Genomic DNA, 21,073 nt, shown 5'->3' on the forward strand with positions numbered 1-21,073 from the left:
CGAGCGATCCGACGATCCCGTGCCCGAGCCGGCATTGCATCGAGTGTTTGAGTGCGGCGGCACGGTGAGCCCGCTCACTCCCCCCGACGCCCCCGCACCCTGCTCAACACCGCATACGCGACCGACCCGATCACGATCCCCCAGAACGCCGACCCGAGCCCGAGCCACGTCATCCCCGACGCGGTCGCAAGGAACGTGATCACCGACGCTTCGCGATGATCCTCGTCCTCGAAGATCCCGTGCACGTTCGCGCCGATCGCACCGATCAGCGCGAGCCCCGCGAGGATCGCGACGAAGGCTTTCGGCAGCGCGAAGAACAGCGTGACGATCGTCCCCGCGAACAGCCCGCCGATCAGATAGAACACCCCGTTCGCGATGCCCGCGACATAGCGCCGGCCCGGATCCTCGTGCGAGTCCTTGCCCGTGCAGAGCGCAGCGGTGATCGCCGCGACCACGATCGTGATCCCGCCGAAGCACGCGGCCACGAGCGACATCACGCTGGTCGCCGTGATGATCGGCCGCGCGGGCGTGTGATAACCCGACACGCGCAGGATCGTCATCCCCGGCAGGAACTGGCCGGTAAGGCTCACGACGACGAGCGGCAGCGCGAGGCTGAGCGTGGTGCCGAGCGTCCATTCGGGGGCGATGAAGATCGGCCGCGCGATGCTCGGCACCACGTTGCCGAGATGCGCCATCCCGAGCAGCGTCGCGAGCGCGGCGCCGGTCAGCAGCACGAGCACGATGCTGTAGCGCGGCAGCAGGCGCTTGAAGATCACGTACGCGGCGATCATCCCGAACCCGAGCACCGGCTGCGCGGTCGCGGCGGAGAACGCATGCATGCCGAACGGCAGCAGGATGCCGGCCATCATCCCGCACGCGATGCCGCGCGGAATGTGGCGTACGAGCCGGTCGAAATAGCCAGTGATGCCGATCACGAGGATGATCACCGCGGCCGTGATGTACGCGCCGACGGCCTGGTTCAGCGTCAGTTGCGGAAAGAGGCCGACGAGCAGCGCGGTGCCGGGCGCCGACCATGCGGTCACGACCGGCACTTTCAGCTTCCAGCTTGCGAACAGTCCCGAGAGGCCCGCGCCGATCGAGATTGCCCAGACCCATGACGTGACCATCGCATTGGACGCATGCGCGGCCTGTGACGCCTGGAAGAAGATCGCAAGCGGGCCCGCGTAGGAAATCAGCACGGCGAGAAAGCCCGCGGTAATCGCGGAGACGGACCAGTCGTTGCCGATCGAGCGGATCGCGCCGGGCGAAGTGTTCGGTTGCATCGTCGTAGGGGAGTGCGGCGCGCGGCCGGGAGTCTGAGCCAGGGCGAATGATTGTTGGAAGCCCCGGACGAGCCGACATTCTGGGCATTGCCGGCGGAATTGGCAATTCGCCGATGCGGGCTGGCGTTGTCGGCTATTCGTAAGGCATGCCCGTTGCAGCGGCCGGGCGACCTCGTGCGTGCATCGCCCGGACGCGCGGTGTCACGGCGAAGCCGCGCATCACGTACCGGCTACGTACTGATCTGAAGATAGCCGTCGACCACGGCGACCTTCGCGCCACTACCCGTCGACAGCGACGCCGTGCCGTGGTCGAACGGATGCACGGGCGTGTCGGTCGGCGTCCAGGCGTGGCGCGCCAGCAGTTCGCGATAGCCGCGGCGGATCACGAAGCCGCCGCATTTCTCCGCATACGCATCGCGCCGCATCCGGTACGCACGCGGCAGGTCGTACCACGGCAGCTTCGGCAGGTCGTGGTGCACGAGGTGATAGTTGTTGTTCAGGTACAGCAGCCGCATCGCGAAGCCGGCTTCGTTGATCACGATGCGCGCCTTCGGATGCGGTGCGGCACGATGCTCGAACAGCGAACGGATCATCGCGAGCGACAGCGCGGGCCAGGTGACCGCCAGCAGGTAGTACCACCACGGCACGCCGATGGCCCACTGCAGCCATGCGAGCAGCGCGGCCGCGCAGGCGGCGTGCGTGGCCCACATCGGCAGATAGCGGAAGTCGCCGCGCCGGAACGCGACGAATGCGTCGCCGATCATTGCGGCGATGCTCGCTGGCGGTCCGAGAACCAGCCGCCCGATGAAAGTTGTGCGTGCAACGATCATGCCGCGATGCCAGCGCGGCAGCCGCCCCCACCGCGCGCGCGACACGTAATTCGATTCCGGGTCGACGCCGGGCACGGTCAGGTCTTCGTCGCGGTGATGGTCGAGGTGCGTGTCGCGATAGAGCGTGTACGGATACCAGATCGTCAACGGCGGATAGCCGAGCAGCCGGTTCACGAACGCGGAACGTGTCGGATGGCCGTGCAGCAGCTCGTGCTGCAGCGACATGTGCCACGCACCGAGCAGGATCAGCGGCGGCGTCGCGGCGGCGAGCGACAGGCGAGCGCCGCGCACGAGCAGCAGCACGGCGAGCCAGCCGCCGTAGATCGCGACGACGAGCAGCCAGGTCGGCCACTCGGTGCGGGCAGTGAAGCGGGCGTCGAGCGTGGCGATCGCGCGCGCGTGGTCGACGTCGAAGTATTCGGCCATGGTGCTCGGGCGGGATGAAACAGGCTATACGGGCTATACGGGCGATATGGATAGCGGACGATCGCACCCCGGTATGGGACGCGATGCGATTGGCCGACGCGTGTTGCGGCGCGCTCGAAAGCATCGCGACACTGGAACGCTAACCGCGCCACGTAGTCAGGCAAACCAAGCAATTCGCATTTGCTTAGCGCGGCGCGGCCGATAAGCATTGGCGGCAGCCCGCCGTGGGCCGGCTATCGCTGAAATGCGATAGAACCGGTTTCCTTCAAGGCGCCACCGATGCGTAGAATGCCCGGATGAGCCAATGGATCGCCGGACTGCCGATGTACAACGTGACGCCGCGCCACGCCGCACTGTGGCGCGCGCTGCTGCGTGACGCGCTCGATGTGTTCGCGCGCACCGGCGAGCCTGCCGGCGTCGCGTTGCTCGACGAACCGTTCGCGGATCTGCACACGCTGTGGCGGCGCCACGACCTGCTGTTGTCCCAGACCTGCGGCTATCCGTACCGGATGCTCGGATTGCGCGATGCCGTGCACCTGATCGCGACGCCGGCCTTCGATGCGCCGGGCTGCGATGGTGCGCGCTACCGCAGCGTGCTGGTTGCGTCGGCGCGCGTGCATGCGGGCGGCGTGACCACACTGGCCGCCTGTCGCGGCTCGCGGGCCGCGATCAATGGCGGCGATTCGCACAGCGGGATGAACGCGTTCCGGCATGCGGTCGCGCCGCATGCGCATGGCGGACGTTTCTTCGGTTCGGTCGTGTCGTTCGGCTCGCACCTGAACGTGCTGCGCGCGCTGGCGGCCGGCGACGCCGATTGCGCGGCGATCGATTGCGTGACGTTCGCGTATGTGCGCGATGCACTGCCCGAGCTGCTGAACGGGATCCGGATCATCGGGATGACGGCGTCGGCGCCGGGGTTGCCGTTGATTGCGTCGAAGGCGCTGGACGGAGGGCGGGTGAGCGCGTTGCAGGACGCACTCGATCACGCGGCCGCGGTCGATCCGGAACGGGCGAACGCGTTACGGCTGACGGGATTCGAGCGTCTGCCGCGGGACGCATACGACACGATTGCCCGGCTCGCGCGGGACGCGGCCGCGCTCGGGTATCCCGAGCTGGCATGAGATGGCAGCGCGGCTGCCGTGACAGCCGCCGCACCGCCCGCGATCACTCGTCGTCCATCAACCGGACCTTGACGCGCTTGCCCTTGATCTTCCCCGCATTGAGCTTGCGCAGCGCGTCGTGCGCGACGCCGCGCTCGATCGCGACGTAGGTCGAGAACTCGGTCACGTTGATCTTGCCGATCTGCTTGCCGTCGAACCCCGCATCGCCGGTGAGCGCGCCGAGCACGTCGCCCGGGCGGATCTTGTCCTTGCGCCCGCCGAGGATCTGCAGCGTTTCCATCGGCGGCAGCAGCGTGTCGTTGCCGGCCGGCTTCAGTTCCGCGAGCGGATGCCATTCGACGTCGCGCTTCTGCGCCTGCTCGATCGCGCCGACGCGGCCCATCTCGTCCATGCTGGCAAGGCTCAGCGCCCAGCCTTCCTGGTCCGCGCGGCCGGTGCGGCCGATCCGGTGCACGTGCACTTCGGGGTCCGGCGTCACGTCGACGTTGATCACCGCCTCGAGCTGGGCGATGTCGAGCCCGCGCGCGGCGACGTCGGTCGCGACCAGCACCGAGCAGCTGCGGTTCGCGAACTGGATCAGCACCTGGTCGCGCTCGCGCTGGTCGAGCTCGCCGTGCAGCGCGAGCGCATGGAAGCCCTGCGCGTGCAGCACGTCGAGCAGGTCGCGGCATTGCTGCTTGGTGTTGCAGAACGCGATCGTGCTGACCGGCCGGTAGTGGTTCAGCAACTGCCCGACCGCGTGCAGGCGCTCGGTTTCCGTCACTTCGTAGAAGCGCTGGCGGATCTTGCTGTTGTCGTGGCGCTCCTCGAGCTTCACTTCCTTCGGGTTGCGCAGGAACTGCTGGCTCAGCTTCGCGATGCCGTCCGGATAGGTCGCGGAGAACAGCAGCGTCTGGCGCGCGGTCGGGCACATCCGCGCGACCTTCGCGATGTCGTCGAAGAAGCCCATGTCGAGCATCCGGTCGGCTTCGTCGAGCACGAGCGTGTTCAGCGCGTCGAGCTTCAGGTTGCCGCGGTCGAGGTGATCCATGATACGGCCCGGCGTGCCGACGACGATATGCGCGCCGTGCTCGAGGCTCTGCGCCTGCGGGCGCATCGGCGTGCCGCCGCACAGCGTCAGCACCTTCACGTTTTCCTCGGCGCGCGCGAGGCGGCGCACTTCCTGCGCGACCTGGTCGGCGAGCTCGCGCGTCGGGCACAGGATCATCGCCTGCACGTCGAAGCTGCGCGTGTCGAGCCGCGACAGCAGCGCGAGCGAGAACGCGGCGGTCTTGCCGCTGCCCGTCTTCGCCTGCGCGATCAGGTCGTGGCCGGCCAGCGCGATCGGCAGGCTCGCGGCCTGGATCGGCGTCATGTCGACGTAGCCGAGCTGCGCGAGGTTCGCGAGCGCGGCGGGCGTCAGCGGCAGCGCGCTGAACGGCGTGGCGGTCGATTGGGTCAAGACAGGTCTCCAAGGTAGGGGCGGCCTTCCATCTGTTCGTAGACGACCGTGCCTTCGTCGTCCTCGAAGCGTTCGAGATAGTTGCGGGCGCCGCACAGCGGGCAGCGGAACAGCAGCCCCTGGCCTTCGTCCTTGATGACGACGTCGGACGTCTCCCACTGCGTGCCGCAGCTCTGGTTTCGGCAGGTAAACACGGTCATTCTCCAGCTGAATTCGGTTGATGGCGCGCCCGGCGGACGCGGCAACGCGGTGCGGCGCTCGCGCGGCTCGGGCGCGGGCCGCACCGGCGGTCGCGGGGACCGCGTCGATGCGGATGGTGGATCGGGTGGCGACGGCGTCGCGCGTGCCCGCAATTCTAGCGGATGCGGGCGGTGCCGCCTGCATCCGCCATGTAAAACGGCCGCCCCGAAGGGCGGCCGCCGGTGCGACAAAACGGGGCCGGACGCGTTACAGCGCCATGTCGGCCGACGCCTTCGCGGGGCGCGTGGGGGCCGTGCCAGTGGCCTGCGCCGGCGTCGCCATGTCGATCTTCGGCGGCGGCGACAGCTGCAGCACGTCGCTGGTATAGGTCCATTCCTCGACGACCTTCGCCGGGCCGTCGTTCAGCTTCGTCCCGTAGCTCGGCACGATCTGGCGGATCTTCTGCTGCCATTCGGGCGTCGCGACCTTGTCCTTGAACACCTTCTGCATCAGGTTCAGCATGATCGGCGCGGCCGTCGACGCGCCCGGCGATGCGCCGAGCAGGCCCGCGATGCTGCCGTCCTGCGAACTGACGATCTCGGTGCCGAGCTTCAGCACGCCGCCCCTGACCGGGTCGCGCTTGATGATCTGCACGCGCTGGCCGGCCTGCCACAGGCGCCAGTCTTCCTTCTTCGCGTCCGGGAAATATGCCTTCAGCGCGTTGAAGCGGTCGTCGTCCGACAGCATCAGCTGGCCGGCCAGATACTGGACGAGCGGGAATTCATCGACGCCCACGCGCAGCATCGGCGCGACGTTGTTCAGGTTGGTGCTCTTCGCGAGGTCGAAGTACGAGCCGTTCTTCAGGAACTTGGTCGAGAACGTCGCGAACGGCCCGAACAGGATGATCTTCTTGCCGTCGATGATCCGCGTGTCGAGGTGCGGCACCGACATCGGCGGCGAGCCGACCGACGCCTTGCCGTACGCCTTCGCGAGATGCCGCTTCACGACCTCGGGGTTGTCGGTCACGAGGAACGAGCCGCCGACCGGGAACGCGCCGTAGTCCTTCGCCTCGGGGATGCCCGACGCCTGCAGCAGGTGCAGCGCACCGCCGCCCGCGCCGATGAACACGAACTTCGCGTCGACGGCCTGCGGCGGCTCATCCGAATGCAGCTTGACCCACGACACGTGCCACGTGCCGTCCGCGTTGCGCGCGATCTCGCGCACTTCGCTCGACAGCGACAGCGTGACGTTCGGCTGCGTCTTCAGGTAGCCGACGAACTGGCGCGTGATCTCGCCGAAGTTCACGTCGGTGCCGATCGGTGTCCAGGTGGCGGCGACCTTCTGCGAGCGGTCGCGGCCTTCCATCATGAGCGGCACCCACTGCTTGATCTGGTCGTAGTCTTCCGAATACTGCATGCCGCGGAACAGCGGGCTCGCCTGCAGCGCGTCGTAGCGCTTCTTCAGGAAGCGGACGTTGTCGTCGCCCCAGACGAAGCTCATGTGCGGCGTCGAGTTGATAAAGGCGTGCGGGTTCTTCAGCACGCCCTGCCGGACCTGCCAGGCCCAGAACTGGCGCGAGATCTGGAACGACTCGTTGATCTCGATCGCCTTCGAGATGTCGATCCTGCCGTCCGCCCTCTCCGGCGTGTAGTTCAATTCGGCCAGCGCCGAGTGGCCGGTGCCCGCGTTGTTCCAGCCGTTCGAGCTTTCCAGTGCGACGCCGTCGAGGCGCTCGACCATCGTCATCGACCAGTCGGGCTGCAGCTCGTGCAGCCACACGCCGAGCGTCGCGCTCATGATGCCGCCGCCCACCAGCAGGACGTCGACTTTCTTCGTATCGGCGGCATGCGCGGACGGCGCGGCGACGCACAGCGCGAGCGCCGACAGTATTACCCGTAACGTTTTGATCACAGCAGATCCCTTTTTCAACTTGGATGCATCGGTTTGCCAAGCCGCCCGGCCGAGGCGAAATCGCGGCGCGGTGCGCGGATCCGGAGATCCGGATCGCGAATCCGGAATTCCGGATCGATTGCGTTCGCCGTTGCATTTGTGCACGCAAGACCGTTGCGAAGGACACCTTCGGATCGGCTTCATGTTGTCACGCAAGCGCATGCGTCATGGTCAGGCGACGGGCGCGCAACACCTTGCTGCAAGCCTCGCCTGACGTCGCTTCAGGCTGCGTCGAAAGAGGCCGCGCGCAATGGGTTTCGGGCAGGCGGGATGGCAAGGGGCGCGTAATATAACCGAACTCGATTATCGTGTCGCACGCGCGAAATATCCTTGTTTTCGTGGGGTTTCTTGTTTGTCCGGGTTTCCGGAATGACGGCGCGCGGAGCGGGAAAATCCGCGGGGCGCGCCGATTCGTCGGCGCGTCAGTTCAAGGCGCGACAGGAACGCACACGGCGTCGCGTCGATACTTCAACGTGATGTCGCGGCAGGGCGCCGCGACCGCGTCACTGCGCCGAACCGTTGCGGCAGAACTGCCCGTACGCCTGCGCCGAATTCGCGAACCCCTTCTGCTTCGCGAGTTCCCACGGGCGTTCGCATTGCAGCGTTTGTTCGCACCATGCGTAGCCGGCCGAGCCGATGCAGCCATGCGCGTCGCGATCGCCGCCGACGACCGGCGGCGCGGCCTGGGCGGTCTGCGAGGTTTGCGTGTCCTGCCCGGCGACATCGGGCGGGAGTGGGGAGACAGGCTGCGTCGCGCATGCGCTCAATGCACACACGAATGCGATCGTGGCGGCAAGCGACGCGGAAGGAATGAATCGTTTCATAACGTAGCGCTCCATGGGATGACGATCGGCCGCGGAAGCCCGTGCACGATCGGAGTGGCGTTCACGCATCCGGCACCGGCACGCGTGACGAGAACTTGACCTCGCGCAGCGCGAGGCTCGACTGGATCGACGACACGCCGGCCTGCTTGCGCAGCACGTGTTCGACGAATTCCGCATACGCGTCGAGATCGGTGGCGACGACCTGCAGGATGTAGTCGGCCGCGCCGGTGATCTTGTGGCACGACGTCACTTCGTCGTGACGCCGCATCACGTCCTCGAAGTGATCCGAATCCTGACCCGAATGCATGTTGAAGGTGACCTGCACGAATGCGAACACGTTCATCCCGAGCGTGCGCCGGTCGAGGTTGGCCTGGTAGCCGGTGATCACGCCTTCGTCCTCGAGCCGCTTGCGCCGCCGCCAGCACGGCGTGACGCTCAATGACAGCCGTTCGCCGAGCGTCGCGTTCGATAGCGCGCCGTCTTCCTGCAGCAGGCGGAGCATCGCGCGGTCGACGCCGTCCAGTTCCACCGAAGCGCGATTTTTGCTCATTCCAGGGACTCCGTAGACGGTTTTCTCAAAATTGTACGAAACGAGGAGGCGAAAAGCAAAGCTATTGCCAGCCAGCGTCAATAGACTGTTGCCACCCCTCACAGCCTTCACTGCAACGGTCCACCATGCTCACGGTCTACAGCAGCGATCACCATCTGCATCGCGGCGTCGAACTGAAGGACGGCGCGATCACCGATTCGTTCGAGAACCCCCTTCGCGCCGAGACGGTGCTGGCGCAGGTGCGCGCGGCCGGCCTCGGCGACGTGATCGCGCCGCGCGCGTTCGACCGCGCAAGCTATGCCGGCGCGCACCGCGCGCGCTATGTCGAGTTCCTCGCCGGCGCATGGGACGAATGGGTCGCGAGCGGCCGCACCTGCCAGGCGCTGCCGCTCGTGTGGCCGGTGCGCGCGATGCCGTCGGCCGCGACGCTCCCCGACTTCATCGACGGCAAGCTCGGCTTCTTCGCGATGGATGCGGGTGCGCCGATCAACGCCGGCACGTGGGGCGCGGTGAGCGCGAGCGCGAACTCGGCGCTGACCGGCGCCGACCTGCTGTCGAACGCCGGCGCGCGCGCGGCATTCGCGCTGTGCCGGCCGCCGGGCCACCATGCGGGCCGCGAATACATGGGCGGCTACTGCTACCTGAACAACGCGGCGATCGCGGCGCAACACGGCATCGCGAGCGGCGCGTCGCGCGTCGCGGTGCTCGATGTCGACTTCCACCACGGCAACGGCACGCAGGACATCTTCTATGACCGCGCGGACGTGCTGTTCGCGTCGCTGCATGGCGAGCCGGCGGTGTCGTATCCGTACTTCTCGGGTTATGCGCACGAGCGCGGCGCGGGCGCGGGCGAAGGCTTCAACCTGAACCTGCCGCTGCCGAAGGGCACGCAATGGGACACCTATGCGGCCGCGCTCGGTCAGGCCACTGCCGCGATCGCGCAGCATGCACCGGACCTGCTCGTCGTGTCGCTCGGCGTCGACACGTTCGAGCACGACCCGATCAGCCATTTCCGCCTGCGCTCGCCCGACTACCTGCGCATCGGCGAAGCGCTCGCGCGCCTGAACCTGCCGACGCTGTTCGTGATGGAAGGCGGCTACATGGTCGAGGAAATCGGTATCAACGCGGTGAACGTGCTGCTCGGCTTCGAAGGGCGCGCATGAGCGCATCGCATTGCCTGCATCAACGACGGTCCTGATCACGAACCCGGAGCGACAAGGAAGGAGACGAACATGAATCGGCATCAGAAGAAGACGGCATGCGCAACCGCGGCCGCGCTGGCATGTGCATGGCTGGCGCTGCCCGCGCACGCGGACGAGATCGTGCGCATCGGGCACGTCGCGCCGCTGACCGGCGCGATCGCGCATCTCGGCAAGGACAGCGAGAACGGCGCGCGGCTCGCGGTCGAGGAGATCAACGCGAAGGGGCTCGTGATCGGCGGCAAGAAGGTCACGCTGCAGCTCGACGCGCAGGACGACGCGGGCGATCCGCGCACCGCGACGCAGGTCGCGCAGCGGCTCGTCGATGACAAGGTGGTCGGCGTCGTCGGCCATCACAACTCGGGCACGTCGATTCCGGCGTCGCGCGTGTATCGCGACGGCGGCGTCGTGCAGATCTCGCAGGCCGCGACCAACCCGATGTATACGCAGCAGGGCTTCAAGACCACCTATCGCGTGGTCGCGACCGACGCGCAGCAGGGGCCCGCGCTGGCCGCCTACGCGGCGAAGAACATGGGGATCAGGACGGTTGCCGTGATCGACGATTCGACCGCGTACGGGCAAGGTCTCGCGACCGAGTTCGAGAAGGCGGCGAAGGCGTCCGGGATGAAGGTGATCTCGCGCGACGCGACCAACGACAAGGCGATCGACTTCCGCGCGATTCTCACGAAGGTCAAGGGCGAGAACCCCGACGCGATCATGTACGGCGGGATGGATGCCACCGGCGGCCCGCTCGCGAAGCAGGCGCGCCAGCTCGGCCTGCGCGCGAAGATCCTCGCCGGCGACGGCGTGTGCTCGACCGACCTGCCGAAGCTCGCGGGCCCGGCGTCGGACAACGTCGTGTGTTCGGAGGCCGGCATCGCGCTCGAGAAGATGCCGGGCGGCGCGGCGTTCGTGAAGCGCTATGAAGCCCGCTACCACCAGCCGATGCAGGTGTATGCGCCGTTCTCGTACGACGCGGTGTACATCATCGTCGACGCGATGAAGCGCGCGAACTCGACGGACCCGGCCAAGGTGCTGGCCGCGATGCCGGTCACCGACTATCGCGGCGTGATCGGCGAAACGAGCTTCACGCCGCAGGGCGACCTGAAGCACGGCGCGATCTCGGTGTTCACGTACAGGAGCGGCAAGAAAGCGCTGCTCGATATTGTGAAGATGTGACGCGGACGGGGCGTGCGGCCGCGCGGCGTCGCGGTCGTGTGCCCCGTTGCCGTTTGCCGTTACGACGCCTGAACGCGGCGCGGGTCGGCCTGCCGGGCCGACTGTTCGGCGTCGTGCACGATATGCAGCTCGCGCGTGCGGATCGGCAGCGCACAGTCCGCATCGGCGAGCGTCTTGCGCACCTGGCGCGCGAGGCGCCAGCGCATCGCCCAGAACGTGTCGGTGTGCGTCCATACGCGCATGTTCGCGATTGCCGTGCTGTCGTCGAAGCGCATCACCATCACGTCCGGCGCCGGATCCTTCAGCACGTCGGGATCGGCCAGCGCCAGCGCGCGCAGCGCGTCGAGCGCGCGATCGATGTCGTCGTGCACGGACACTTCCACCTCGAGGTCGAGACGGCGCGTCGGATTGCGCGTGTAGTTGCGGATCGCGCTGCCCCACAGCGCGCTGTTCGGCACGTATTCGCAGATGCCGTCCGGCTTCGTCAGCCGCGTCATGAAGAGTCCGACTTCGTCCACCGTCCCCGCGACACCCGTGCCGCCGTCGATGTAGTCGCCCACCTTGAACGGCCGCAGCAGCAACAGCATGATGCCGGCCGCGATGTTCTGCATCGTGCCTTGCAGCGCGAGCCCGATCGCGAGGCCGGCCGCGCCGAGCACCGCGACGATGCTCGCGGTCTGGATGCCGAGTTGCGACAGCGCGCCGACGATCGCGACGATGCGGATGCCCCAGACGGCGACGTCGCAGAGGATCGGCCGCAGCGTGTCGTCGACGCGCTCCTTGTTCGAGAGCAGCCGGTTCAGCCAGTTGCCGATGCGTTTCGACAGCCACCAGCCGGCGACGAGCAGCGCGAGGCCGGCGCAGAGCCTGAGCGAAAGCGTGGACAACGCGTTCCACAGGAACGTCCAGCGTTCCGGATGAAGATGATCGAGAAACATGACGGGATTCCGGTTCGAAGATACAGGTCGCGACGCGCGGCACGCTCGCCGTGGTCGGACGGGCATGCGCGCATGCGCGGGCAGCCCTCGACTGTACACGCCATGTGTGGTTGCGCGCGATTGTCCGGGGGCGGATCTCACGCGTATTCACGGTGAAAATCGCTATTTCAGTCGAGTACTAAGCGGATATATAAACAAATAGGATTTGTCTTATTCATCGAGGTCGGCCATGCCGATACACTCGTTTCCAGGCTACCGGATCGCGATGAACGTTCCTCCGCGATACCCGGTTCTTTTCCAGCTTTTCATTGATAGCGAGTGACGACGCGATGCGGTTCGACCTGTGTTTACGTCTCGCACGCGAACAAGGTCCGTCCGCGCAATGCGGCGCCATCCGCTTTCCGATGCGCCGCGCGCTTGCACGCGGTGTCGTGGCGGCGGCGTGGCTTGCCGGCACGCAGGGCGCGATGGCGCAGGCGTCCTCGGATGCCGAGCCGTTCACGCCCGCGGTGGCGCAAGCGGCCGACCTTGTCGACGTGCCTTTTTTCAATTCCGCCCGGACTGTCTGGGGCGGCTTGCTTGCATCGGCATCGGTGGCGGGCGTCGCACCGGATTTGCCGGCGGCGCGTGTGCATGCCGATGCGTACCCCGGCATGTTCGTCGTGCGTGCCGGCGCCTGCACGCCGTACATCGTCCTCTGCGATGCGGCACGTGGCGCGATCGAGCGCCACTACGCGGGGCGCTTCGATTATGGTTTTGCGTCGCCGCTGCCCGCGGTCGGCGTGCCGTCGGTGGCCGGGCCGCGTCATGCCGATCTGGCCTCCGCCGAGCCGTTCGTGCTTGCGGAGCCGGAAAGCGGCGTGCGAGCCGGTGCGATCACCGGCAGCCTGCGTGCGTCGCTTGCGCGCGCCGAACTGCCGGCCGGCGTTGCCGCGCAGGTCACGCGCATGCTGGCCGGTCGAATCGATGTGACGCAGCGCGGCACCGCGGGCGATACTTTCCGCGTGGCCTTCGAGCCGGACGGCGATGCAGCGCGGCCGGGCCGCCCGCGTGTGACCGCGCTCGATATCCGCTTTCGCGGCCAGCGTGTCGCGGCGGTGTGGTTTTCGCCGGAAGCGGGCGCGTCGGGCGCCTACTACGATCTCAACGGCGCGCCGCTCGCCGGCACGCGGTTCGCGATTCCCGTCAGCGCAACGCGCACCAGTTCGCGTTTCGGTGCGCGCGTGCATCCGGTGAGCGGTGCGCGTCACGTGCATTCCGGCGTCGATCTCGCCGCGCCGACGGGCCGGGCGGTCCATGCGTCGGCGCGCGGTGTCGTGTCGTTCATCGGCACCGAGCCGGGCGGCTACGGCAAGTACGTCGTGGTGCGTCATGCCGAAGGCTATGCGTCGTATTACGCACATCTGTCCGCGTTCGAACCGTCGCTGCGCACCGGCATGCGGATCGCGCGCGGCCAGCGGGTCGGCGCCGTCGGCAGCACCGGGACGGCCACCGGTCCGCACCTGCACTTCGAGGTGCGGCGGAACAATCGCCCGATCGATCCGGTCGCGCTGGTGCACGCGACGAATGCCGCCGTGCTGAAGGGGCAGCAGCGCGTGGCGTTCAACCGCGTGGCGCGTGACGCGACCACGCGACTCGCATCGGCCGCAGGGTCGCCGCCGGTGGCGATGTCGAAGCCGGTGGTGGCGCGGGCAGGCTGATCGGCGCGCGCATTGACGAGCATTGACGAGGCCGGCTGCGCCGGCCGGCATCGTCGTGTGCGCGCATCGGTGCATGCACGATTCGCAACGCTTGCCGCTTGCCGCTTGCCGCTTGCCGCGCTCGATCGCCCCCGTCACCTGCCGGTTGCCGGCGCAATCGGCGAGCGTCTCCCGGTGGCGACGTGGTGCCGCAGGCGCTCCCGGGCCGCCAGATATCGGTGCCCGGTAATCGCGGCAAGCTGATGGTCGTGAATCAGCAGGATGCGTCCGACCGCTTCGGGCTCCTGGTCGACCAACCGGCAACAGGCGCCTCTGTCCACGCGCGCGACGCAGGCATGCAGCGCGTGTTCCGCACGCCGGAAAGGCTCGGCAGTCGAATCGATCGAAGTCGTATCGCGCAGGAAAAACGCCATATAGACCACGCGTACCAGGCTGCCGACCTGATCGAGACTGCCGCTGCCCGTCGTCACGGTCTCCAGCGCCAGATGATGGGCCAGCGACAAGGTGCGCACCTTGTCGGGCGGCAGCGGCATCAACAGGTGCCGGGTCCCCCCGCGACGGCCCAGCCACTGCATCAGAGCCTTGCCTGCTGGCATCGTTTCCTCTTCAATTTCGTCAATCTCGGAGCAACAACGGAAATCGCCGGGTGAGTCGACACCCGGCGATTGCGTTCCCGGAGACAGTTAAGCATCAGGTGTTGTCGTCGACAAAGACTTTGATCGTCTGCTGCGCGGACGAATTGACGAGCGCCGTCACGCCGAACGGGATGTTCGGCGGCAGGTTGAAGATACCGTCGCGTTCGCCGCCGCCGGTTGAACGGGCTGCGGCGTCGCCTTCGAGAGGTGATAAGCGGCCGGTTCCTTGCTGTCGCCGATGAACAATTTGATGTGCTGCTGTTCGGCGGCATTCGCAAAGAAAATCGCACGGAAATCGGTGTTCGGCGGAATCGAAAACTCGCCGGCGCGATTCGAGGACGTTTGAGAGTCGGCCATGCTTTCCTCCTGGAGGTCGATGGACAAGGCGCTTTACCGTGTCGCGCAAACGTTTGCCTTTTCAAGCACGGTTCGACCAGCATGGCGGAAAATAAATAAAAAAATATTCGAATGGGAATGAAAATTGTTCAGTAAATCGGGGATTGAGATGATCTGATCAACTATCTCTGGTTCAAAGAATTGTCATTCGAGATATTCGGGAAACTATATCGAAGTGTGTCGCGCCTTATTTGAATAATGGCCGGGGGCGCAGGCGGGTGTGGCGGGGGAGGAACCGGCTTCGGCGCGGACGCTCGGCGCTCGCATATGGCAGCGTGTTGTTTCAACATCAGTGTCTCTGTCGTGGCCGCGCCCACCGGCCACCACCGAACGCCCACGCCGAAGCCGGATCGCAACGGAGGGGTGCGGCGCCGGCGAAGCATGGTGACCGGCTCACTCCGAACTTGAACAGGGCACTTCACCGGCACCGCACCCGGAGAAGCATAGCGGCCGGTTGTCGCCGCGCCTATCGGACGAGGCTGATTTTTGCACGGGATCGTGCGGCGTGCTGGCGGCCGGGCGCGGCCGCAGTCATGCATTTCCTTGATTGCACTTGTTCCTGACGCTGCCTCATGCGAGCACCGGCGCGCTTCCGGCTGCCGCGCACTTCCTTTCCCGGCGCGGCCGATCGTCAGACCGAAGCCGTAATCCCCGCCGACCGAGCCTGTCCCGCAGGCCGTACGACAATTTCCACATGCTGATCAAACGACACGAGCGTCCGCATCAGCAGATCGAGTGAAACGTTCCTGAGCCGCTCGCGCTGCTCGGGCGTGACCACCGGACGGGCCATGTCCGCGAGCGCCGCGACCTCGTCCTCGCTCAAGCCCTGCGACACGATCAATGCGTTGAGCTTCAGCACCAGCGTGGATTTGGCCGACAGTTCTCCGGCGTCGTCGAGACCGACGTCGAGCGGAGCGTGATAGGCGCGTTGATACGAGTCGTTGCGATTCATTGTGCGTCTCCCGTCATCGCCGCGAATTGCCGCAGTCGTTGTCCCGTTGCGGGATCGACGTCGGGGCGTTCATCGTGCCCGAAACAGTCCTGAAAAAACGTCGGTGCGATATGATTCGCGTCAGCCATGACTCACTCCCTTGTAGAGTTGGTTGTGGTTAGCGGCTCGCAGGTGCTTCTACACTTGCGGGCCGCGCTCGTTTACACCGTGGATTTCGATCGTCACTTCATCACATGCTTGGCATGTCGAAGTGATCTGAACGTCCATGTGTGAACGTGCAACCACTCTAGCCGAGTGCGGGTGACGTCAGGTGATGGTTGTGTGCGTTTTCATCGACACCGGTCTTCAGGCCAATGTCGTGCATGCTTGTCAGTCAATGAATCCGGGGCATTCGCGCGAGTCGGTCGCATCTTCGCTTGATGACCGATGTGTCAGAAAGCGTGTCGGACGACGATTTCGATGCGCCCGCCGCGCGACGCACGAGCGCGTCGTTCGCCCCGTGCCCATGGCGTTCGAACTCACGCGCGAATGCCGCGCATCGCCCGCGCCAGTGCTTCGGTCGGCACGCACGGTCCAGAGATTTCCCGTTCCCCGATCAACGCAAACGCGCCGCGCATGCCGTGAATCTGCGAGCGCGCGACCAGCAGATCGCCGGCGATAACGGCGGCAGCTCGTCGGCAGGCGTCACTGTCCGAAGCGCTGCGTCACGGCGTCCTTCAACCGCGCGGCAGTAATCTCGCCCATGTGCGATTCGACGAGTTCGCCTTTCGCATTGAAGAACAGCGTCGTGGGCAGCCCGCGCGAACCATACGCCTGCATCGCGCGCAGCGAGGGATCGAGCAGCACGTTGTCGAAGCGCAGCCCCTGTTGTTCGAGGAACGCGCGCACCGCCTGCGCGTTTTCTCCCTGGTTGAGCATCAGCACCGTGATGCCCGGATGATCGCGCTGTGCCTGTTCGAGGATCGGCATCTCGCGGCGGCAGGGCGGGCACCACGTCGCCCACAGGTTCACGACGACCGGCTTGCCGGCGAAGCGCTGCGGCAACACGGGCGTCGCATCGAGCGCTTCGAGCTGCATCGCGGCGAACGGCGGCGCGGTGCGCTGCAGCGTCGCCAGCGTGCCCTGCGCGATGCCCCAGGCCGCGAGACCCGCGACGATGCCGGCCATCACCGGTTTGCGCAGCGCGGGCAGGCGGCGCAGCCGCCACACCGTGAACACGAGCGCGGCTGCGAGGCCGATGCGCCAGTCGAAACCGCCGTCGCCGAGCGCGACGATCGAGCGCGGCGCGGCCGCATAGTCGCGCCACCATTGCGCGACGTAGCCGATGCGTGCGGCGATCAAGCCGAGCAGCAGCACGTCGAGGATCAGGCTCGACGCGCTCTTGTGCTGGCCATCCGGTGGGCGGCGCTGGATCAAGCGGGCGACGAGCCACGCCAGCAGCGCGGCGGCGGCTACCGCGACGACGCGGATCGAGAAGGGACCGATGCTCAACATGGGAACGAGAGGATGGGGAGGGAGGATCGATCGGTGAAAGCGACGCCGTCGACGGTCAGGTCGCGTTTCGACCCGACATCGTGTGCGGGGTTCCCGCTGCGGCGGTAACGGCGCGTTTCGGCTCCGACGATATGACGGATGCACTTCGCGCGGAGGGCTGGCCGGTAATCAGGACACCGCCGTTTCGATGCGGACGGCGCGTGAGTCGGGCTGGGCCGATGGTCGGCGCGATGCCGGTCGTCGACACGATGTACGCCGGTACCCCGTTCCGGGATCGCTCCTTGACGGCCGCTCTTCCCTGGGCGGCTGATTTTCTGTCGTCATGCGAGCGGGCGTGGTGAATGCCTGGTGGCGGCCGGTGGGCGCGGCCGCAATCGAATTCAAATCGGCTGGATCAACGGGCACCGTCGCCGGACGATGGGCACGGCGACTGTCGCCCGGCGGGCGGCGATTCCGCGATCCGCCGGGCGCGTCGGACCTTACAGCTTCTTGTCCGGTGCCGCGGCGGCCTGCTTCGCAGCGGTTGCCGGATCGAGCGTCGCGAGCGTCTGCTCGGTGAATTTCTCGTACAGCCAGTCCAGGCGCACGCTGTCGACGCCGGCGATGCCGCCGAGCGCATACGATGCCGACACCTTGAAGTGGTCGACCGGATGATTGTCGGCATCGACGAGCGTCACGTTGCCGTTGACATGATCGTTGCCCGCCATGAAGCCGAACATGACCGCCGAAAAGCTCGACCGCACGCGAATGCCGGTGACTTCGACATTCAGGTGCATCGCATCGGTGGCATCCGCTTTTGCCAGCAGTTTGCGTGCGTCCAGTGCGCTTTCGATTTTCCCCTGCAGTTGCTTCACGTCGAACTTCAGGTTGTCTTTCAACTCTTCCCGCGCGGCATCGTCGAGCGTGACCTTCACGATCACGGGTTTCGTGCCGAATTGGGTCGTCGATGCGGTCACGGGGGCCCCCGCCGAATTGCTCGCATCGCGTGTCACGCTGCTCGCGCAGCCCGACAGAAAGCCAATCGTAACCAGTGCCAGGGCGGCATGACGGAAAAGAGATTTCATGGTTTGGTCTTTTATTTCAGGTTATTGGAATGGGCTCGGTGGCCGGGAGTGAATCTAGCACGGGACGATTCGATTCAATTCGTCGAAAAGACGGGCAAGATCGAAAACCGGTTCCGCATGGATTCATCGCGGCGCCGGCGATTGACGTGCGATTACCGTCCGTTGGCGGATACCGCCGCGCCAAGTCGATACGCGGTAAAGAACGCGTACCACGGCGACCCTTGCCCGACCGGTATGCCGAGCGCCGACGTGCGCTGTTTCAATGCCGTGAACACGTCGTTGATGCGTGCGGTCTGTGCCGTATCGCTGAACGGACGCGGCTTCGCCTTGCCGGCCGCGAATGCGCCGTAGGCGATCGCGAGCAGGCGTGCCCGGTCGTCGATCGAGAAGATCGACCCGTTGATCGTTTCGACGAAGCGCGGCCGGTCTGCTTCACGCGATGCGGCGATGCACTGAAATACGATCGCCGAGACTTCGCGCAGGTCGTTCGCACGCAGCAATGCCGGCAGGCGCGCGGCGATCCGGTCGGCCGGTTCCTCGTGCAGCGCGGCGCCGAAGTCGAGCACGGCCACCATCGGGTTGCCGTCCTGCGTCACGCGATCGAGCGCCGATGCCGGTGAAGCGGCCGCTGCTTGCGCGTTGTTTCCGGACGCGGCGCGCAGCACGTCGGCCACCTGCTGCTGCCATTCCGGAAAGATCATCCGCACGTTGCCGAACTGTTCGCCGCCTTGCGCATCCGGATTCCAGCGATAGACGATCGTGCCGCCGTGAATGAACGGCGAATACAGATGCTCGGGCGTCTGCGGCAGCGGCCGCCGGTTGATCGGCAGCCACGCGAGCGTCAGCCAGTCGTAGCGGCCGGTGGCCGGCACCGACGGGCTCGAACTCGCGACGACCTGCCAGGTGCCGCGGTTCGCATAACGCCGGCGCGCGTCGGGCACGGCGACGGTCTCCTGTTTGGCGGTATCGAAGTAGGTGGTGCCGGTCACGTTCGCGCCGCTGTCCGCGGCCGGCGTGATGGTGGCGATGACCCACGACGAACCGTCGGCGGAACGGTAGTCGGAGGGCTGCAACGTGGCGACGTCGTGCACCATCCGCGTTTCGGCGGCGACGGAGCTCGGTGGAAGCGTGGCGGGACCGGCGACGATACTCGGCATGGACGTTCCTCGAAATCGGGTGCGCATCGCGCAACGGCGACGCAGGTCGTTTCTCGTCACTTTAGGACGTTGGAACGGGTCTCGCGAGAGGGTTGCGCACAAGCCAAAGGATGGCCCCGTGTTTATCACGGATCGTGGCAGACCCGCTCATGTGTTGCTGAGTTTCGCTGAATACCAGCGCCTGACCGGGCAACGGCGCAACATTGCCGATGCGCTGGCCTTGCCCGGTGTCGAGGACGTCGAGTTTGATCCTCCGCGAGCGGACATCAGGATCAAAGAGACTGATTTCAGATGATGTTTATTCTTGATACAACTGTCGTTTCGGAGCTCCGAAAGGTGCGCGCAGGGCGGGCGGACAAGAATGTGGCGGTCTGGAGTTCGTCCGTCGACGCGTCGACGCTTTTTGTCTCGGCCATTACGATCATGGAGCTGGAGACCGGTGTTTTGCAGATCGAACGTCGAGACTCGGTCCAGGGCGCGCTTCTCAGGACATGGCTGGACGGGCATGTCCTTCCCGAGTTCGCAGGCCGCGTGCTGCTGGTCGATACTGCGGTTGCTCAACGATGTGCGCGGCTCCATGTTCCCGATCGACGCTCCGAGCGGGACGCGCTCATTGCTGCGACTGCGCTCGTGCACGGCATGACGGTCGTGACGCGTAATGTGGCCGACTTTGTCGAAACCGGTGTCGCCATCGTGAACCCGTGGGATTGAGCGACTCTTCCATCCCGCTGACGAACAGGACGCGGATTCGCACGTTCCCGCTTCGCCGTTGGGAGCGCGATCGGATCGTCCACTTGAATCCATCCCGGCGCGGTCTCGCACATCACATTCAGCGCGGCAACACCTTCCGGTAGATCACGAACCCGGTTTTCTCCGCGACGGTGTCGTAAAGCCGCATCGCCGTGTGATTCGTTTCGTGCGTCTGCCAGTACACGCGTTCGGCGCGCTGCTGCCGCGCCGCGTCGTACACGGCTTCGATCAACGCGCGGCCCACGCCCTTGCCGCGTTCGCTGTCGAGCGTGAACAGATCCTGCAGATAGCAGGTCGGGCCGACGAGCGTCGTGCTGCGGTGATACAGGAAGTGCACGAGCCCGACGAGCCGGCCGTCGCGTTCCGCGACACGCGCGTGCACGGGCTCGTCGCCGTCGAAGAAGCGCGACCACGTGAGCTCGGTGATCTCGCGCGGCAGCGCGGTGTCGCCGAAGCGGCCGTAGAAGCGGTTGTAGTCGTCCCACAGCGGCAGCCAGTGGTCGAAATCGTCGTCGCGCACGGGGCGCACGGTCAGGCCGGTGTCGGTAGCGTTCACGATCGCGAACCTCTCGAGGATGGATGGAATGAAGCGTTGCCGGCGCGGCCGGAAACGCGTGTAGACCGCTACGATAGAAAGTTCGTGGCACCATGTGTAGACCCATGAAACCTACCCATTCTGGCGCCACGATGGATTACGCGGTGCTGCTGTCGACCTTCGAGCGCGAAGCGGGGCCGCACGCGGCCACGCGGCCACGCGGATGTCGCAGCCGCGCCAGCACGTCCCGCCGCAGCCGCACGGCGACTTCGACGAACTCGGCGTGTGCTGCACCTACATCGCCGAGAAGCTCGGCATCGCGCCGGCGACGACCACGCGCCACATGCGCATCCTCGCGGATGCCGGGCTCGTGCAGGCGACGCGCGTCGGCAAGTTCACGTACTACAAGCGGGTCGACGATGCGCTGCATCAATTGGGCCGCGAGCTCCTGCAACGCTGATCCGCACCG

21 protein-coding genes and 3 pseudogenes are annotated in these 21,073 nt (G+C 66.3%); 7 read left to right on the forward strand and 17 right to left on the reverse strand.

All coding sequences use genetic code 11. The features are described from left to right. Positions 1-74: 74 nt before the first annotated feature. Both ACTJKF_RS13295 and ACTJKF_RS13300 read right to left on the reverse strand, forming a co-directional pair. Positions 75-1,283 carry a benzoate/H(+) symporter BenE family transporter gene (locus tag ACTJKF_RS13295; RefSeq protein ID WP_440623991.1) on the reverse strand — a complete coding sequence of 403 codons (1,209 nt, stop codon included), beginning with the start codon at positions 1,281-1,283 and terminating at the stop codon, positions 75-77. 230 nt (positions 1,284-1,513) lie between these two features. Continuing rightward, positions 1,514-2,539 (reverse strand): fatty acid desaturase, encoded by a 1,026-nt coding sequence (locus ACTJKF_RS13300; RefSeq protein ID WP_440623992.1) that lies wholly within the window; start codon positions 2,537-2,539, stop codon positions 1,514-1,516. 296 nt (positions 2,540-2,835) lie between these two features. Here ACTJKF_RS13300 and ACTJKF_RS13305 point away from each other — a divergent pair, with 296 nt between their 5' ends. Further along, positions 2,836-3,660, forward strand: coding sequence for a phosphate/phosphite/phosphonate ABC transporter substrate-binding protein (locus ACTJKF_RS13305; RefSeq protein WP_440623993.1), 825 nt, complete (start codon positions 2,836-2,838; stop codon positions 3,658-3,660). 43 nt (positions 3,661-3,703) lie between these two features. Here the strand turns inward: ACTJKF_RS13305 and dbpA are convergent, their stop codons facing one another. The 5 genes from dbpA to ACTJKF_RS13330 all read right to left on the reverse strand — a co-directional run bounded on the left by dbpA (position 3,704) and on the right by ACTJKF_RS13330 (position 8,605). Continuing rightward, positions 3,704-5,101: an ATP-dependent RNA helicase DbpA gene (dbpA, locus tag ACTJKF_RS13310; RefSeq protein ID WP_440623994.1), complete on the reverse strand. Its 1,398-nt coding sequence runs from the start codon at positions 5,099-5,101 to the stop codon at positions 3,704-3,706. Beyond that, positions 5,098-5,295, reverse strand: coding sequence for a hypothetical protein (locus ACTJKF_RS13315; RefSeq protein WP_124612887.1), 198 nt, complete (start codon positions 5,293-5,295; stop codon positions 5,098-5,100). The genes dbpA and ACTJKF_RS13315 overlap by 4 nt, the downstream gene beginning before the upstream one ends. Before the next feature lie 253 nt (positions 5,296-5,548). Then, positions 5,549-7,210, reverse strand: a complete 1,662-nt coding sequence (gene mqo / locus ACTJKF_RS13320; RefSeq protein WP_440623995.1) for a malate dehydrogenase (quinone) — start codon at positions 7,208-7,210, stop codon at positions 5,549-5,551. A gap of 524 nt (positions 7,211-7,734) precedes the next feature. Beyond that, positions 7,735-8,055 carry a hypothetical protein gene (locus ACTJKF_RS13325; protein WP_440623996.1) on the reverse strand — a complete coding sequence of 107 codons (321 nt, stop codon included), beginning with the start codon at positions 8,053-8,055 and terminating at the stop codon, positions 7,735-7,737. 61 nt (positions 8,056-8,116) lie between these two features. Then, a complete protein-coding gene (locus tag ACTJKF_RS13330; RefSeq protein ID WP_440623997.1) occupies positions 8,117-8,605 on the reverse strand; it encodes an Lrp/AsnC family transcriptional regulator in 489 nt (162 codons plus the stop codon). A 125-nt stretch (positions 8,606-8,730) separates the two neighbouring features. Here ACTJKF_RS13330 and ACTJKF_RS13335 point away from each other — a divergent pair, with 125 nt between their 5' ends. Further along, on the forward strand, positions 8,731-9,768 hold the full coding sequence (locus tag ACTJKF_RS13335) for a histone deacetylase family protein (protein WP_440623998.1): 1,038 nt from the start codon (positions 8,731-8,733) through the stop codon (positions 9,766-9,768). 69 nt (positions 9,769-9,837) lie between these two features. Further along, positions 9,838-10,983: a branched-chain amino acid ABC transporter substrate-binding protein gene (locus ACTJKF_RS13340; RefSeq protein ID WP_440623999.1), complete on the forward strand. Its 1,146-nt coding sequence runs from the start codon at positions 9,838-9,840 to the stop codon at positions 10,981-10,983. 59 nt (positions 10,984-11,042) lie between these two features. Here ACTJKF_RS13340 and ACTJKF_RS13345 read toward each other — a convergent pair whose 3' ends face one another. Next, entirely contained in the window at positions 11,043-11,921 is an 879-nt protein-coding gene (locus ACTJKF_RS13345; RefSeq protein WP_440624000.1) for a mechanosensitive ion channel family protein, read from the reverse strand. A gap of 329 nt (positions 11,922-12,250) precedes the next feature. Here ACTJKF_RS13345 and ACTJKF_RS13350 point away from each other — a divergent pair, with 329 nt between their 5' ends. Beyond that, positions 12,251-13,621, forward strand: coding sequence for a M23 family metallopeptidase (locus ACTJKF_RS13350; RefSeq protein WP_440624001.1), 1,371 nt, complete (start codon positions 12,251-12,253; stop codon positions 13,619-13,621). Between the two features lie 134 nt (positions 13,622-13,755). Here ACTJKF_RS13350 and ACTJKF_RS13355 read toward each other — a convergent pair whose 3' ends face one another. The 8 genes and pseudogenes from ACTJKF_RS13355 to ACTJKF_RS13390 all read right to left on the reverse strand — a co-directional run bounded on the left by ACTJKF_RS13355 (position 13,756) and on the right by ACTJKF_RS13390 (position 19,319). Beyond that, positions 13,756-14,217, reverse strand: a complete 462-nt coding sequence (locus tag ACTJKF_RS13355) for a hypothetical protein (RefSeq protein ID WP_440624002.1) — start codon at positions 14,215-14,217, stop codon at positions 13,756-13,758. 100 nt (positions 14,218-14,317) lie between these two features. Then, positions 14,318-14,437 (reverse strand): annotated as a pseudogene (locus ACTJKF_RS13360) (fucose-binding lectin II); the annotation flags it as partial. A 26-nt stretch (positions 14,438-14,463) separates the two neighbouring features. Further along, positions 14,464-14,613 (reverse strand): annotated as a pseudogene (locus ACTJKF_RS13365) (fucose-binding lectin II); the annotation flags it as partial. A gap of 670 nt (positions 14,614-15,283) precedes the next feature. Further along, positions 15,284-15,604 carry a helix-turn-helix domain-containing protein gene (locus tag ACTJKF_RS13370; RefSeq protein WP_440624003.1) on the reverse strand — a complete coding sequence of 107 codons (321 nt, stop codon included), beginning with the start codon at positions 15,602-15,604 and terminating at the stop codon, positions 15,284-15,286. Continuing rightward, a complete protein-coding gene (locus tag ACTJKF_RS13375) occupies positions 15,601-15,732 on the reverse strand; it encodes a hypothetical protein (RefSeq protein ID WP_440624004.1) in 132 nt (43 codons plus the stop codon). The genes ACTJKF_RS13370 and ACTJKF_RS13375 overlap by 4 nt, the downstream gene beginning before the upstream one ends. A 556-nt stretch (positions 15,733-16,288) precedes the next feature. After that, entirely contained in the window at positions 16,289-17,098 is an 810-nt protein-coding gene (locus ACTJKF_RS13380; RefSeq protein WP_440624005.1) for a prolipoprotein diacylglyceryl transferase family protein, read from the reverse strand. 479 nt (positions 17,099-17,577) lie between these two features. After that, positions 17,578-18,162 carry a DUF4410 domain-containing protein gene (locus ACTJKF_RS13385; RefSeq protein ID WP_440624006.1) on the reverse strand — a complete coding sequence of 195 codons (585 nt, stop codon included), beginning with the start codon at positions 18,160-18,162 and terminating at the stop codon, positions 17,578-17,580. 152 nt (positions 18,163-18,314) lie between these two features. After that, positions 18,315-19,319 (reverse strand): hypothetical protein, encoded by a 1,005-nt coding sequence (locus ACTJKF_RS13390; RefSeq protein ID WP_440624007.1) that lies wholly within the window; start codon positions 19,317-19,319, stop codon positions 18,315-18,317. 25 nt (positions 19,320-19,344) lie between these two features. Between ACTJKF_RS13390 and ACTJKF_RS13395 the strand changes: the two genes are divergently transcribed. Both ACTJKF_RS13395 and ACTJKF_RS13400 read left to right on the forward strand, forming a co-directional pair. Further along, a complete protein-coding gene (locus ACTJKF_RS13395) occupies positions 19,345-19,614 on the forward strand; it encodes a type II toxin-antitoxin system prevent-host-death family antitoxin (RefSeq protein ID WP_440624045.1) in 270 nt (89 codons plus the stop codon). After that, a complete protein-coding gene (locus tag ACTJKF_RS13400; protein WP_440624008.1) occupies positions 19,611-20,030 on the forward strand; it encodes a type II toxin-antitoxin system VapC family toxin in 420 nt (139 codons plus the stop codon). Before ACTJKF_RS13395 ends, ACTJKF_RS13400 begins: the two co-directional genes overlap by 4 nt. Before the next feature lie 118 nt (positions 20,031-20,148). Here the strand turns inward: ACTJKF_RS13400 and ACTJKF_RS13405 are convergent, their stop codons facing one another. After that, positions 20,149-20,625: an N-acetyltransferase family protein gene (locus tag ACTJKF_RS13405; RefSeq protein ID WP_440624009.1), complete on the reverse strand. Its 477-nt coding sequence runs from the start codon at positions 20,623-20,625 to the stop codon at positions 20,149-20,151. A gap of 202 nt (positions 20,626-20,827) precedes the next feature. Here ACTJKF_RS13405 and ACTJKF_RS13410 point away from each other — a divergent pair. Then, positions 20,828-21,064: pseudogene (locus ACTJKF_RS13410) on the forward strand (ArsR/SmtB family transcription factor); the annotation flags it as partial. Positions 21,065-21,073 lie beyond the last annotated feature (9 nt).

Source organism: Burkholderia sp. 22313 (genome assembly GCF_052045245.1).
GTDB lineage: Bacteria > Pseudomonadota > Gammaproteobacteria > Burkholderiales > Burkholderiaceae > Burkholderia.